We start from the raw sequence: 14858 nt of genomic DNA on the forward strand, positions 1-14858 counted from the left end.
GGACAACATTATAGCATGCTGCTTTTAACAGAAAAAAGCTCTTTTCCTTATTGGAAAAGAGCTTCTTCATTTTTGATTATGCTAAGCGCATAACGTCTCTTGCAATCATTACTTCTTCGTTCGTTGGGATGACGATCACTTTTACAGGAGAGTGCGGGTAGCTGATGAATGCTTCTTCGCCTCTCATGTTGTTAAGAGAAGGATCCCAGTAAACGCCCATGAATTCTAGACCACGAAGGACACGAGCTCTTACTTCTGAACTGTTTTCACCGATTCCAGCTGTGAAGATGATCGCATCTACACCATTCATTCTCGCTGCATAAGAACCGATATATTTATGAATACGGCTTGCAAAAATATCAAGAGCTACTTCTGCACGGTCGTTTCCTTCTTCTGTTGCTTCTTCGATATCACGAAGGTCACTTGATAGACCAGACACACCTAAAAGACCACTCTTCTTATTCAAAGTAGAAAGTACTTCTTCAGCTGTATGTCCTGTTTTCTCCATAATAAATGGAATAAGGGCAGGGTCAATGTTACCTGAACGTGTACCCATTGCAACACCTGCAAGCGGTGTGAAGCCCATTGAAGTATCGATTGATTTTCCGCCTTCAACTGCTGCGATACTTGCACCATTTCCAAGGTGGCAAGAGATCAAACGAAGCTCTTCAAGAGGACGGCCTAATAGCTCTGCTGCACGCTCTGTTACGAACTTATGGCTTGTCCCGTGGAATCCGTATTTACGAATACCAAAGTTTTTGTAGTAGTCGTACGGAAGGCTGTATAGGTAAGACTGCTCTGGCATTGTTTGGTGGAAGGCTGTATCGAACACAGCAATCGCTGGTACGTCAGGCAGAATTTGTTTGAATGCTTTGATTCCTACAACGTTTGCAGGGTTGTGCAGTGGTGCTAGCTCTGAAAGCTGATCAATGTCATTGATGACTTCATCAGTTAAAAGAACAGAGTCGCTGAATTTCTCTCCGCCGTGAACAACGCGGTGTCCTACGCCATCAATTTCATTAAAGTCTTTGATGATGTTAAATTCAATTAGTTTTTCAAGCAGCATTTTGACCGCTACTGCATGATCTGGAATATCTGTGATTTCTGTTTTCTTTTCTCCATCTACAGAAATCGTGAAGATACTGTTGTCCATTCCGATTCTTTCAACAAGGCCTTTTGTTAAAACGGTTTCTTCTGGCATGTCGAACAATTGGAATTTAAGAGATGAGCTTCCTGCGTTGATTGCAATAATTTTAGACATTCCTGTCGCTCCTTTTACTCAGTTGTTATATAAGGTTTCACGTTTTTTCCGGTGCTATATTCAACCTGTTTGACGGGTCTTTTATAGTTTAACGATAAGTCCGAAAAATATCTGACTTTTTCATTTAAACATTGAAAACTTTGCATTTCAAGTGCACCTTCGAACTGTTACCGCTTTCATCGATAAGTCGTTATTTTCTGAATAATAAAATAGCCAGAAATCACTCTGGCTATTCTTTCGTTTCTTTTTCTTCTATAAACCACTGGTCTAATTTTCTCATCACACCCACCATGGCTTCCTTTTGTGAGAAAGACGGCAGATTGGCAAAGAGCATCCGTTTTGGTGCTTCCAAGCCTTCCTTTTTCTTTTGCATCACAAACAAGCTTTTGGCGTGCTTTTTGTCCTTGAACATGGAGACTGGCAGCTGAATTAACGCATTCATATATGCATGATCTTTGATAAAATCCTTTAATTGCACGCTTTCTTTTCCTTCAAACAAATCGTTTGGAATGATGAAGAATAAGAAGCCGCCTTCTTTCGTATAACGAAGGCTTTGTTCAATGAATAAATAATGGGCAAAGGCATGTCCTTCTTTTGCCTTCAAATCATAGTCTGCTGCACGCTCATCATTTGGGTAATAACCGACTGGCAGACTGCATACAGTGACATCTACTGGTGAGATCAAAAGCGGCTCAAGGCTGTCTTGATGGAAAAGCTCGACTTCCTTCTCTTCCAAGTTTGCCTGTGCCCATGCAATTTTAATGAGTACATCATCAATTTCAGACGCAAAGCCGCGCTTTGTTTCTGCAGTGAGATTGTTTAAGACAGCAAGCAGTAAGTTCCCTGTTCCCGCTGCTGGATCAAAGACAACAAGCTCTTTTTGTCCTTCTAAAAATTTATTCACCAAATAGCTGACAAACAGCCCGATCGTATCTGGGGTCATCTGACGATTTGGATGGGAAATATCCTTTTGTCCTTTCAATACGGCGAGCTGAAACGCTTTACGAATCTGCTCATGATCATAAGAAGCAAAATCTGCTTTCTCTATTAAATCCTTTAGTAAACCGTCTCGATCATTTGCTTGGAAAAAGGCTTCTCCTGCTTCAGCCAATGCTTCAATATAGGAAATGCTTTGGTCCTTTTTTAATCGAATAGAAGCTGTATCGAGCAGCTCAAAAATCGTACTTACTTGATCTTTCTGCAATGCTTTTCTCTCCTCGCTTTGTTAAAAGCTATATCTCCTCATTGAAAAGAGCCCCAGGATGAAGCCGGAGCTCTTGTCGATGCTGCTTTTATAACAGTGATTTTGCAGCTTCAATGGCTTTTTCATAATTTGGGTGATTCGTTGCTTCGCTTACGTATTCAGTGTAAACCACTTTTCCGCTCGGGTCTAATACGAAGACTGCGCGCGCCAATAAACGCAATTCTTTCATATATACTCCGAATGCTTCACCAAATGACATATCTCTATGATCAGATAATGTTTCGACATTTTCAATTCCGTTTGCTCCGCACCAGCGTGCTTGTGCAAATGGAAGGTCTGCACTAATTGTATAGATATTGACCGGACCTAAACCGGCTGCCTCTTCATTGAAACGTCTTGTTTGTGCGTCACACACACCTGTATCAATAGAAGGAATCACTGAGATGATCGTCACTTTTCCTGTTAAATCTGAAAGTGAAACTTCCCCTAGTGAGTTCGTTAATACCGTGAAATCTGGAGCCTGCTCGCCTACTTTCACTTCATTTCCTACAAGCGTGACAGAACTCCCTTTAAATGTGATCGATGCCAAAACAATTCCTCCCTTATCAAATGTATGGTTCTATCATAGTAGAGAAAGCAAAAAACTGCAAAGCCTAATCGTCACTTTTGAAAAAAAAGTTAACTGCAGCGCAGCTAACTTTTTAAAGGTCTATGTCATCTAGTTTTCGTTCTTTATGACGGTTCTCCCGTTCATCCTTCTTAAACATGTGCTGAAGACGTTCAATTGCTTGAGGAGCAGAATCCAATATTTTATCAAGCAGATGTGTATGTTCATCCAAATGAAGCATTCGAACGCCGTTTGTTCCGACAATTAAGAAGGCGATTGGTGTAATAGACACACCTCCGCCGCTTCCTCCGCCAAATGGGAGTCTCGGTTCTTTTCGTTCTTGATCATCAGAACGTTTTTCTTTCTTTTGGTTCCCGTTAAATTCACTGCCGCCGGCTGCAAATCCAAAACCAACCTTCGACACAGTAAGAATGACACTGCCGTCAGGGGTTTCGACTGGATCGCCGATGATCGTATTCACGTCTATCATTTCTTTTAAGTTTTCCATCGCTGTCTTCATAAGACCTTGGATCGGATGATCTGCCATTTTCGGGTTCCTCCTTAAACAGATGATTCATTCTTCGTTGCTTGAAGAGAGGCATTTTTTCTCGCCTTTCTTCCTTTTAACCAATGGACAAGTAAACGAATGGCTGCAAGCATAGCATGTCCAATACGAAAATAAGCTATACATGTAAACTGGGTCTGTGACACATTATGCTGAAAGGCGGGAATCACCTCATATACCGGTTTATGCTTAAAGGTGAGATGCTCCTGCATAAAGGCAAGCAGTGCTCCTTTGACTGACCATACACCGCCAGCTGCTACACCTGTTAAAGCGGCGTCATGAAAGCCGATCCATGTTGACCAGTGAAACGATACAATTCTAATGTGAATGAAGAATTTACGCATGATCCGGTTTAAATCGACGATCTCTTTTGTGATGCGCTCCATTTGATGAAGGATTTGCTTCATATCACGTTTTCCCACTTTTTGATGTATGGATTCTTTTTCGTGACTAGGGGTTTTGGCGCTCGCCATCTTCTTTTCACGTATATCAATCGTTTGATCTTCTGGATTGACCCTCACCATCGGAATGTCTTTTTTGAGTCTGATGATTCCATATAAGGTGATGATCTTCAGTGCAAGGTGGTCATTGTCATTTGCATGTGAATAATCCAGTGAAATGGTCACTTTCATGAAGATCAATAAGATCCCAAGGAACAAAAAAGCTGCGATCCAAACGTAAAGCACTGTGCTCACTTCCTCCATAACAAATGATGCTTCCTCTACGATTATGGCTCTCATTCTGGATTTTATACCCAATCATGAAAAAAGAGTTTGACCGGTACCCGGCCAAACTCCTCTGATTATACGTTTGCTTCTGTTTTTTCATATAAATGTTCATGGACGACCACCGTATCGGCAAAGTAATCATGAACCCCTTGCTTTTTCGGTGAGAACCCAACGACAGCATAGAGAACAAAGAGCGTATTAATGTAGCGACCTACAATCTCTCTAAAGAAAATGACATCCCATGCCAGCCTCTTCTCAGGCTGAAGCGAGACCACTTTGATCCCAAACACCATTTTGCCGAGTGTTTGTTGAAAGATTTTCGTCATGATGGCGAAATAAAGCAGGAATACAATCGTCGTTGTGACGGAAAATGGAGAAAACCATCCTCCTCCTTTGGACCAGCCAAACAGACTAAAGATTGGAGAAACCGTCAAATGGTTGACACCCCAGACGACGAGCCAATCAAGAATAAACGCCCAAAACCTAATCCAAAAGCCTGCAAACGCCTGTGCTTCAATCACTGCACGTTTCGCAAGAGCCGGATTCGATTCTTCTTGGCTGCGGCTTTCGGTTACTTCATCGAATGTAGAATCCATCTATGATCCCTCCTTTATTTTGAATAGAGATACATCGGTTTAGACCCGTTTGAGCCAGCCAGTGTTTCTTTTAGATTGAGAAAATCAATTTCACTTTTAAAGAGTTTGCTTGCGCTCATATTGAAGAGAGAGTTCCAGCCAAAGCTTTGAGAATAGCTGATCACTGTCGCTCCTTTTAACCCTTTTTCATTTTTCTTCATTGCTTTGATTGCATCTTCATAATATCCTAGCTCATCGACTAATCCGTTCGATTTCGCCTGTGTTCCGTCATAGACCCGGCCATCAGCAATTTTCTTAACGTCTTGTTTTGACATGCCGCGTCCTTCAGAGATGACTTTGACAAACCCTTCATACGAGTTATCAACCATGCTTTGCATGATGTCGCGCTCATCTTTTGTCATATCACGATTTGGTGACATGATGTCTTTAAATTTTCCGCTCTTAATTGTTTCGTATTTAATACCTAAATTATCCGCCAGCTTTGAATAGTTCAAGCTTTGCATGATCACACCTAACGATCCTGTTAATGTTTCAGGTGAAGCAAAGATTTTCTTGGCTGGAGTTGATACGTAGTAACCGCCAGAAGCTGCCATTGAGCCCATGGAGACGTAAATCGGCTTCTTCGCTTTTTTCACTTCTTCTAATTTTTTATGTATTTCCGCACTTTCATAGACACCGCCGCCAGGAGAGTTGACGCGCAGCAGTACACCTTTTACTGAAGCATCATCTTTCGCTTTTTCTAGTTCCTTGAGGAATGCACGATGATCATATCCTTCTCCGCCTAACAGACTTGATGCGCCGCCATTATCTTGAATGGTTCCATTAATCTCAAGAACCGCAATTTTCCCAGCACCGCTTCCATCCTCTAGTACCTTTTCTTCTATTTCATCCCCAAATTGATAGCTCATTTTATTGTCATTGAAGTTTTCGAACAAGGCCATCGTGACACTTATCACAATTGAAAATCCGAAAACACCTAGTGCAATGATTAACGCTACCCATCTTTTCGCATTCATCTTTTTCTCCTCCTTTTTGTCTCTCTTCATTGATACGAATATTCATATGAAATGTTTCACAGGAATTGTGGTTTTTTACATTTCATTTCATCATATGATAGCACCTCTTTTCATTCACGATCAACTTTACATCGTCTCCTTTGAGATGCGCATGACGAAAAATTGGCTTTTTTATCCTCCCTCTGCACCTAATAGGCTAGTTCTACACCACAACGAAACACCTAAACCACTCTTTCATGAGAAAGAAGCTATTCAATTATGCTCAAATCCTGCCCTTTTCGAATCCCTTACATTGGCTCATTTCTAAAAACGAATGCCATCATCATGCAGGTTTTTCTAATGTTTTTACTTTCATATGAAAAAAGTGTAAAATGTGAGCAAGGGTTCACATGTAAGCCCTTTATTATTGGAAAACTATTTTTGACAACAAAGGGGAGAACGTCAATGACAGACAATCGTCGCAATGTATTTTTCTTTTACAAAAAAGATCATGAATTGGATGGACACATTTCTTCTCTGGAGAAGCTCGCTACCGATCAAGGCTTTCAAGTCGTCAAGCGTGCAGAGGATGCCCATATTATTGCTTCAATTGGCGGGGATGGCACATTTCTTCAAGCAGTCCGCAAAACGAATTTCCGGGATGACTGCTTGTATGTAGGGGTATCAAAAACAGAGAATTCGCATCTATACTGCGATTTTTCATTAGAGCATTTTGATAAAATGATTGATGCCATGAACACTGAACAGATTGAAGTGAGAAAATATCCGATCATCGATGTAAGCGTTGACAGTACCAATCGGTTCCATTGCTTAAATGAACTGTCGATCCGCTCAAGCATTATTAAAACATTTGTGATCGATGTGTATATAGATGATTTCCACTTTGAAACATTTAGAGGAGACGGAATGATTATTTCTACTCCGACCGGCTCAACAGCCTACAATAAATCGGTAAACGGCGCAGTGGTTGATCCGATGCTCCCTTGTATGCAAGTCACAGAGCTTGCATCGCTAAACAACAACTCGTACCGTACACTGGGTGCTCCTTTCATCTTAAGCAGTGACCGCAAGCTAACGCTGAAGGTTGTGCAGGACGGAAACGACCATCCAATTATCGGGCTTGATAACGAAGCGCTTGGCACGAAACACGTCAAACAAATTGACATCGGCCTTTCAGGAAAAGTCATTAAAACAGTGAAATTAAAAGACAACTCCTACTGGGAAAAAGTAAAACGCAGATTCCTTTAATCAAAAGCTCCTTTATGGGGCTTTTTTTCATGTCTTTTCATTCACGGTCATGGTTATGGTATGATGTCACAAGTATGAATGTACGAAAAGGAGAACACGATGACATTACAACAATTTGATCAATATCCATTAAGCAATGAATTAAAACAAGCGCTAAAAGCACTTCACTTCCATACACCTACACCTGTTCAGCACGAGACGTTATCCGTTGCTTTTTCAAAGCAGGATCTGATCGTCAAATCTCAGACTGGCAGCGGCAAGACCGCAGCCTATGGTTTGCCGATTTGTGAAATGGTCGATTGGGCTGAGAATAAACCTCAAGCCCTCATCCTCGTTCCAACACGAGAACTCGCCATGCAGGTCAAACAGGATCTCACAAGCCTTGGACGATTGAAACGAATCAAAGCCGCAGCCATTTATGGAAAAGCCCCTTTTCAAGCCCAAAAAGTAGAGCTTGCACAAAAAAACCATATTGTGTGCGGAACACCAGGACGAGTCTTGGATCACCTTGAGAAAGGTACTCTTTCATTAGAAAACCTCAAATTTTTCGTGTTAGATGAAGCGGATGAAATGCTGAACATGGGATTTATTGATCAAGTCTCTTCTATTATTCAGTATCTGCCGCCAAAGCGCATGTCAATGCTGTTTTCAGCGACCATGTCTGATGAGATGAAGAAATTGAGCGAACAGTTTTTACAATCACCAAAAGTGATTGAAATCGCACGCGCGGAAACGTCTGTACAACAAATCACCCACACCGTGATTGAAACGGAAGAAGAAGCAAAATTCTCCCTTCTTCAGCGTACGATCGTCATTGAAAATCCAGATAGCTGCATTATTTTCTGTAATACACAGGACCGAGTGAATGAACTCACAATGAAGCTGGACGAATGGGATGTGCCTTGTGACAAAATTCATGGAGGCATGAGACAGGAAGACCGCTTCGCTGTCATGGATGAATTCAAAAACGGTGAGTTCCGTTATTTGATCGCAACCGATATAGCAGCCCGGGGCATTGATGTCAGTGATATGACACATGTGATTCATTACGATCTGCCCTATGAAAAAGAGCGCTATATTCACCGAACAGGAAGAACTGGCAGAGCGGGGAAAAGCGGGAAAACCATTGCGTTTATGACCAAAAACGCAATGCCTCTGATTGATGAATTAAAGCAGGAAGCAGGTATTGATTTCCAGACGCAGCCTTATCCAACAAAGGAAGAAGCAGAGCAGTATGTAGAAAGCTTTGAAGAAAAGATTGAAACACCGATTCAAAAGGAAAATAAACAGGCAGGCGTTGAGAAGGATATTATGAAGCTTTATTTTAACGGCGGAAAGAAAAAGAAGCTGCGGGCCGTTGATTTCGTTGGGACCATTGCCAAAATAGAAGGCGTTGCCTTCGATGACATTGGGATTATTACCATTCAAGACACGAAAACATATGTCGATATTTTAAACGGCAAAGGCCCTCTTGTGCTGAATGCCATGCGCCATACAACCATTAAAGGCAAGCAGTTAAAAGTTCATGAAGCACGTTCATAAAAAGTGAAGGCTAAGCGCCTTTACTTTTTTATTTAAAATAAAATAAGCTTACAAACCCTGATGCCGTCAGCCTTTCCGGCGTCCAACATGACAAATGTCATATCGAATACATGATGGGTGCTACTATGAGCATGACACCTTTCCTTCTATACTTTGAAGTAGAAAGAAACGGAAAGGACTTGAACGTTCATGACGACTTCAACAAACACACAGCAGCAAGCCACTTTAAGAAAACAAGTTGGCCAATTCTCTGGTGCTAATTCTAAAAAAAGTATCATGCAGCTCTTTAATACATTTATTCCATTTTTGGGGCTTTGGTTTCTTGCCTATTATAGCCTGAACATCTCCTACCTTTTAACCCTCTTCTTTGCGGTTATTGCAGCTGGTTTTTTAGTACGTGTCTTTATTATTTTTCACGACTGCTGCCACCAATCCTTTTTCAAACAGAAGCAGCTGAATCACTTGTTCGGTTTCTTAACAGGTGTACTCACCCTTTTCCCTTATCTTCAATGGCAAAGAGATCATTCGATTCACCATGCCACAAGCAGTAATTTAGACAAACGAGGTACTGGTGACATTTGGCTCCTGACAGTCAAAGAATATCAAGAAGCATCAGTATGGACGAAATTTCGCTACAGATTTTATCGTAATCCTTTTGTGATGTTTATTTTGGGGCCGATCTTTGTTTTCCTGTTTAAAAACCGTTTCAACGTCAAAAATGCTCGTAAAAAAGAGCGCTGGAATACGTATTTCACAAACATATCAATTGTTTTATTGGCAGGAGCGACCTATCTCCTTTTTGGCTGGCAAGGTTTGTTACTTGTTCAAGGTCCAATCTTCCTGATTTCTGGATCAATCGGTGTATGGCTGTTTTATGTGCAGCATACGTTTGAGGATTCTTACTTTGAAGCAGATGAACATTGGAATTATGTGCAGGCAGCAGTAGAAGGCAGTTCTTTTTACAAATTGCCAAAGCTCCTTCAGTGGTTAACAGGCAATATCGGTTATCACCATGTCCATCATTTAAGCCCGAGGGTACCGAATTATCACTTGGAGCATGCACATGAGCATAGTGAGCCGCTTCAAAATGTTCCAACCATCACTTTAAAAACAAGTATCGAGTCAATGAAATTTAGACTTTGGGATGAAGAAACGAAAGCATTTGTAACCTTTAAAGAAGCACGTCAGACTAGAAGCACACCTGTCATCAAAGGAGACATTCTCAAGAAGAATGCGTAAACGACGCAAGCTCTTTCTTACAATAGAAGGAGCTTGTTGGTATTTGCAGGATGCGATAACGTGTTCAATTTGATAAAGTAGTGAAAAAGAATGAAAAAATGGAAAAGGTGATTCACGGATGAAAAAACAACTTAAAATTCAAAAATTGCATGGGATATCCCCGTATATATGGGCCATTTTTTTCATCCTTCCATTTTATTTTATCATTAAGGCTCCTTCGACTTTAGGCATTGTGATCGGCATTATTTTGAACGTTGTCTTTTTCGCTGTCTATCGTTTTGCCTTTATCGCAAAAGGCTGGTCTTTATATGTATTAGGCCTTCTCTTGATTGCGATTTCTACTGGCTATGTCATGCTCTACAGCTACATTTATTTCGCTTTTTGCATCGCCTATTTCAATGGGCATATTAAAAGAAAAGTACCTTTCTATATCTTATACTATATTCATGTCGGGAGCGCCGCCATTGCGGTGAATTTCAGTCTGATCTTAAAAAAGGGCTGGTTTCTCACGCAAATTCCCTTGGTTCTCATTACACTCATTAGTGCCATTCTCCTCCCCCTCAGCATTCGAAGCAGGAAGGAACGTGAACGGCTCGAAGAGAAATTAGAAGATGCCAATGAACGTATCGCTGACCTTGTAAAAATTGAAGAAAGGCAGCGCATTGCACGTGATCTGCATGATACCCTTGGACAAAAGCTTTCCCTCATCGGTTTAAAGAGTGATCTTGCCCGAAAACTGGTTTATAAAGACCCAGAGCAGGCTCGTGCCGAACTGAAAAGCGTCCAGCAAACAGCCAGAACGTCTCTCAATGAAGTTCGGAAAATTGTTTCCTCCATGAAAGGTATTCGGATCAAGGATGAAATGTTGAACATAGAGCAAATTCTCGAAGCGGCCGGGATAGAATTGATCTATGATGAAAAGGAAGCACCGAAACACATCTCTCTTCTCAACGAAAACATTGTGAGCATGTGTATAAAAGAAGCGGTCACCAATATCGTCAAACATAGTGATGCCACGGTCTGTAAAATAACCATTCATCAAAAGTCAAAAGAAGCGGTCATCACGGTTGAAGATGATGGGACATTTAAAGGAGATCACCCCTCCTCTCAAACGAAGGGACATGGCCTTTTAGGGATTAGAGAACGATTGGAATTTGCAAATGGACGCCTTCACCTTGAGACAAAAGATGGGACGAAGCTGATCATGAGCATTCCAAATGATTCAGCAGCAAAAGAAAAGGAGGGGATGAAATGATCAACATCTTTATCGCAGAGGATCAGCAAATGCTGCTCGGTGCACTCGGTTCACTTCTTGATTTAGAAGACGATATGAAGGTAGTTGGGAAAGGAACGAATGGCCAGGATGCCATCGATTTTGCCCAAAAGCACCCTGTTGATATTTGCTTAATGGATATTGAAATGCCAGGGAAATCCGGACTTGATGCAGCAGAAGAGCTCAAAGGGACAGATGTGAAAATCATCATTTTAACGACCTTTGCCCGCTCAGGTTATTTCCAAAGGGCGCTCAAAGCTGGCGTCAGCGGCTATATGCTGAAAGACAGTCCAAGTGAAGATCTGGCAAGTGCCATTCGCAGTGTGATGAAAGGGAAAAAGGTGTACGCCCCTGAATTAATGGAAGACTTATATAGTGACGAAAACCCTTTAACAGAACGAGAGAAATCAGTCCTTGAACTCGTCGCAGACGGCAAAAACACAAAAGAAATTGCTAAGGAACTCAGCATTAAAAGCGGCACTGTCCGAAACTACATTTCCATTATTTTAGATAAGCTAGAAGTGAAAAACCGCATTGAAGCCATTACACGCTCAAAAGAAAAAGGCTGGTTTAAATAAGAAAAAAGATCAGGACACATGTGCCTTGATCTTTTTTTCTACCAAAAATCCCCCTCTATTTTTTATCACCAACTATCAAAATGTAATTGACAACAGACCGCACTCCTATGATATGATATCCAAGTGATAATAATTATCATTATCACTTGTACAATCAAATACCGGCTTATGTGCCGATTTCAAAGGAGTCTACATTCATGAAGAAAATATTGTTCCCTCTGATGCTCATCTTTGTACTTGCGTTGAGCGCATGTGGCAATAGCAGCAGCTCTTCCTCAAATAAAGGAAATCAATCAACATCATCAGACAAGATTACATATCAATCTGAAAATGGCCCTGTGAAGCTGCCAGCGCATCCAAAACGTGTCGTTGTACTTGGTTCTTACACGGGTAATGTCATGTCACTTGGTGTGAACCTAGTCGGCGTCGACTCTTGGTCAAAAAAGAACCCTCGCTTCCAAAAGGAATTGAAAGATGTGGAAGAAGTGTCGGATGCCAATGTCGAAAAAATCATGAAGCTAAAGCCCGATGTCATCATTGGCTTAAGCAATACAAAAAATGTAGAAAAACTAAAAAAAATCGCGCCAACAGTCTTGTTTACGTATAACAAAGTCGATTACCTTCAGCAGCATATTGAAATTGGAAAAGTATTAAACAAAGAAAAAGAAGCCAAAGCATGGGTAAAAGATTTTAAAGAACGCGCAGCTGAAGCTGGGAAAGAAATCAAAGCGAAAATCGGTGAGGATGCGACGGTTTCTGTGTTTGAAAGCGGCACAAAAGATCTTTACGTGTTTGGAGATGCATGGGGCCGCGGCACAGAAATCCTCTACCAAGAAATGAAACTAAAAATGCCTGAAAAAGTGAAAGAAAAAGCATTAAAAGCTGGCTACTATGCGGTTTCACAAGAAGTGATTCCTGAATTTGCTGGAGACTATATGATCATAAGTAAAAACAGCGAAATGGACAATTCCTATCAAAACAGTGAAATCTACAAGTCCATCCCAGCTGTGAAAAAACATCGTGTGTATGAGGCAAATGCAGAAGAATTCTATTTTAATGATCCGCTTACACTCGACTATCAACTATCATTCTTTAAAAAGCACTTTTTAGGTAAATAAACTGAAGCAAGGGAACCCTTCCCTTGCTTTTTTCTTGTCTGCTTCTAGCGGCAGCGCTTTTTTTCCGCTACAATTACATACAAGCGAATACAAAAAGTGTGGTGCTGGTTTTGTTTAAAATTTTACTGATTGAGGACGATACAACCCTCTTCCAAGAAATCAAAGAACGTCTAGTTAACTGGTCCTATGATGTCTATGGGATTCACGATTTTCAACAGGTCATGCAGGAATTCACTTCTGTTCAGCCTGATCTCGTCATTATTGATATACAGCTCCCAAAATACGATGGCTTTCATTGGTGCCGGATGATTCGGCATCATTCAAATGTACCTATTATCTTCCTCTCCTCTCGTGACCACCCTGCTGATATGGTCATGTCGATGCAGCTCGGTGCCGATGATTTTGTACAAAAGCCCTTTCACTTTGACGTGCTCATTGCCAAAGTCAGTGCCGTTCTTCGCAGAGTGCATGATTATAATGCAGAACCTTCCAGCTTAAAGGTATGGTGCGGCGCTACGATTGACCTTGAAAAAAACACCGTAACAAATGATCACGGTGAAGTGGAATTAACGAAAAATGAACTGTTTATTCTCAAGGAATTGATTCAGCATAAAAATCATATTGTCAGCAGAGAATCACTCATTCAAGCATTGTGGGAGGATGAACGGTTTGTCAGTGACAATACACTGACTGTCAACGTCAATCGCCTAAGAAAAAAACTAGATGAGATCTCCCTTGGCACCTACATTGAGACAAAAGTGGGTCAAGGCTATCTTGCAAAGGAAAAGGATGATCACTGATGCTGCAAGCATTTTTAAAAGAACGAAGAAGCTGGATCCTGTTCTTTCTTAGTTTGCAGCTCCTCATTCTGTTTGTTGCTTATTTGGATACGACCATTCCAATGGCGTCTCTTTTTTATATTGTGTTATTATCTACGTTTTTCATGATCGTTTTTCTCTTTTTCCGATATCGTAAAGAAACAGCGTATTATGAGCGGCTGAAAGAATGGGATGATCATATTGATCATCAAATGCGGCTCACTCCATCTTCCCCATTTGAACAGCTTGTACATGATGCGACGTCAGAGCAAATTGCCCGCTACCGGCAAATGGCAGCAGAGCAGCAAATCGCCCTTGAAGAAGAGAAGGATGAATTGCTCTCATGGATACATGAAGTGAAAACACCTCTCACAGCGATGCGCTTAATGATTGACCGCTTAACAGAGCAGCCGCTGAAATCGAATATGACGTACGAATGGCTTAGAATTCATTTATTACTCGATGCCCAGCTGCACCAAAGCAGAATACGTCATATCGAAAATGATTTATTTATTGAACAGCTTGACCTGCAAAGCATCTTAGCGAAGGAAATCAAAGCGCTCCAATCATGGTGCATGCAAAAAGGAATCGGCTTTGAACTCACGCTAGAAGAACGTCACGTATTAAGTGATACAAAATGGTTATCCTTTATGATCAGACAGGTGCTCACAAATGCAGTTAAGTACAGTCATTCGTCCGATATTGCCATTGAAAGCAAGCGAATGAATGACCAAGTGATGCTGACGATCTCAGATCAAGGCAGAGGGATAGACCCAAGAGACCTGCCGCGTATTTTTGAAAAGGGTTTTACCTCAACAAGACATCACAATGACACCGCCTCAACAGGAATGGGGCTTTATTTAACGAAAAAAGGAGCAGACGCTCTTCATATCAAGATCGAGGTCAACTCCACGATAGATCAAGGCACAACCTTCACCTTTATTTTTCCGAAAAAGAATGATTTTGTGCATATTGCGAGCATGTGACAACAATGTCACATGCTCGTCTGTTTTGTTCGCCAAATCGAAGGAAGTGCGGCGGGCTTCTTTTTATACTAGAGGTATC

General features: G+C 41.2%; 15 protein-coding genes. 8 read left to right on the top strand and 7 right to left on the bottom strand.

Going from position 1 to position 14858, the window contains the following annotated elements; genetic code table 11:
* Positions 1 to 76 precede the first annotated feature (76 nt).
* The 7 genes from MHH26_RS11765 to sppA form a co-directional block, all read right to left on the bottom strand.
* Positions 77 to 1261: an acetate kinase gene (locus MHH26_RS11765; protein WP_034661872.1), complete on the bottom strand. Its 1185-nt coding sequence runs from the start codon at positions 1259 to 1261 to the stop codon at positions 77 to 79.
* 229 nt (positions 1262 to 1490) lie between these two features.
* The gene (locus MHH26_RS11770) at positions 1491 to 2465 is read right to left on the bottom strand and encodes a class I SAM-dependent methyltransferase (RefSeq protein ID WP_034661875.1); all 975 of its coding nucleotides are present in this window, start codon (positions 2463 to 2465) and stop codon (positions 1491 to 1493) included.
* Positions 2466 to 2553: 88 nt separating this feature from the next.
* Complete coding sequence (tpx, locus tag MHH26_RS11775; protein WP_034321005.1) at positions 2554 to 3054, bottom strand: thiol peroxidase; 501 nt, start codon at positions 3052 to 3054, stop codon at positions 2554 to 2556.
* Positions 3055 to 3166: 112 nt separating this feature from the next.
* Complete coding sequence (gene ytfJ / locus MHH26_RS11780) at positions 3167 to 3619, bottom strand: GerW family sporulation protein (RefSeq protein WP_003216488.1); 453 nt, start codon at positions 3617 to 3619, stop codon at positions 3167 to 3169.
* A 14-nt stretch (positions 3620 to 3633) separates the two neighbouring features.
* The gene (locus MHH26_RS11785) at positions 3634 to 4341 is read right to left on the bottom strand and encodes a DUF2953 domain-containing protein (protein ID WP_060597089.1); all 708 of its coding nucleotides are present in this window, start codon (positions 4339 to 4341) and stop codon (positions 3634 to 3636) included.
* A gap of 98 nt (positions 4342 to 4439) precedes the next feature.
* Positions 4440 to 4961, bottom strand: a complete 522-nt coding sequence (locus MHH26_RS11790; RefSeq protein ID WP_106031184.1) for an RDD family protein — start codon at positions 4959 to 4961, stop codon at positions 4440 to 4442.
* Positions 4962 to 4975: 14 nt separating this feature from the next.
* Positions 4976 to 5977 carry a signal peptide peptidase SppA gene (sppA, locus tag MHH26_RS11795; protein WP_060596993.1) on the bottom strand — a complete coding sequence of 334 codons (1002 nt, stop codon included), beginning with the start codon at positions 5975 to 5977 and terminating at the stop codon, positions 4976 to 4978.
* 444 nt (positions 5978 to 6421) lie between these two features.
* Between sppA and MHH26_RS11800 the strand changes: the two genes are divergently transcribed.
* The 8 genes from MHH26_RS11800 to MHH26_RS11835 all read left to right on the top strand — a co-directional run bounded on the left by MHH26_RS11800 (position 6422) and on the right by MHH26_RS11835 (position 14779).
* A complete protein-coding gene (locus MHH26_RS11800; protein WP_106031296.1) occupies positions 6422 to 7225 on the top strand; it encodes an NAD kinase in 804 nt (267 codons plus the stop codon).
* Between the two features lie 99 nt (positions 7226 to 7324).
* On the top strand, positions 7325 to 8767 hold the full coding sequence (locus tag MHH26_RS11805; protein ID WP_106031183.1) for a DEAD/DEAH box helicase: 1443 nt from the start codon (positions 7325 to 7327) through the stop codon (positions 8765 to 8767).
* A gap of 189 nt (positions 8768 to 8956) precedes the next feature.
* The gene (locus tag MHH26_RS11810; protein WP_095285570.1) at positions 8957 to 10006 is read left to right on the top strand and encodes a fatty acid desaturase; all 1050 of its coding nucleotides are present in this window, start codon (positions 8957 to 8959) and stop codon (positions 10004 to 10006) included.
* Between the two features lie 118 nt (positions 10007 to 10124).
* Positions 10125 to 11261: a sensor histidine kinase gene (locus tag MHH26_RS11815; protein ID WP_106031182.1), complete on the top strand. Its 1137-nt coding sequence runs from the start codon at positions 10125 to 10127 to the stop codon at positions 11259 to 11261.
* Entirely contained in the window at positions 11258 to 11857 is a 600-nt protein-coding gene (locus MHH26_RS11820) for a response regulator transcription factor (RefSeq protein WP_034661892.1), read from the top strand. The genes MHH26_RS11815 and MHH26_RS11820 overlap by 4 nt, the downstream gene beginning before the upstream one ends.
* 197 nt (positions 11858 to 12054) lie before the next feature.
* Positions 12055 to 12975, top strand: a complete 921-nt coding sequence (locus MHH26_RS11825) for an iron-hydroxamate ABC transporter substrate-binding protein (protein WP_034661895.1) — start codon at positions 12055 to 12057, stop codon at positions 12973 to 12975.
* Between the two features lie 110 nt (positions 12976 to 13085).
* On the top strand, positions 13086 to 13775 hold the full coding sequence (locus MHH26_RS11830; RefSeq protein ID WP_307500684.1) for a response regulator transcription factor: 690 nt from the start codon (positions 13086 to 13088) through the stop codon (positions 13773 to 13775).
* The gene (locus MHH26_RS11835; RefSeq protein WP_340973530.1) at positions 13775 to 14779 is read left to right on the top strand and encodes a sensor histidine kinase; all 1005 of its coding nucleotides are present in this window, start codon (positions 13775 to 13777) and stop codon (positions 14777 to 14779) included. The genes MHH26_RS11830 and MHH26_RS11835 overlap by 1 nt, the downstream gene beginning before the upstream one ends.
* Positions 14780 to 14858: the final 79 nt, after the last annotated feature.

It is taken from the genome of Bacillus sp. FSL K6-2839 (assembly GCF_038003365.1).
Lineage (GTDB): Bacteria > Bacillota > Bacilli > Bacillales > Bacillaceae > Bacillus.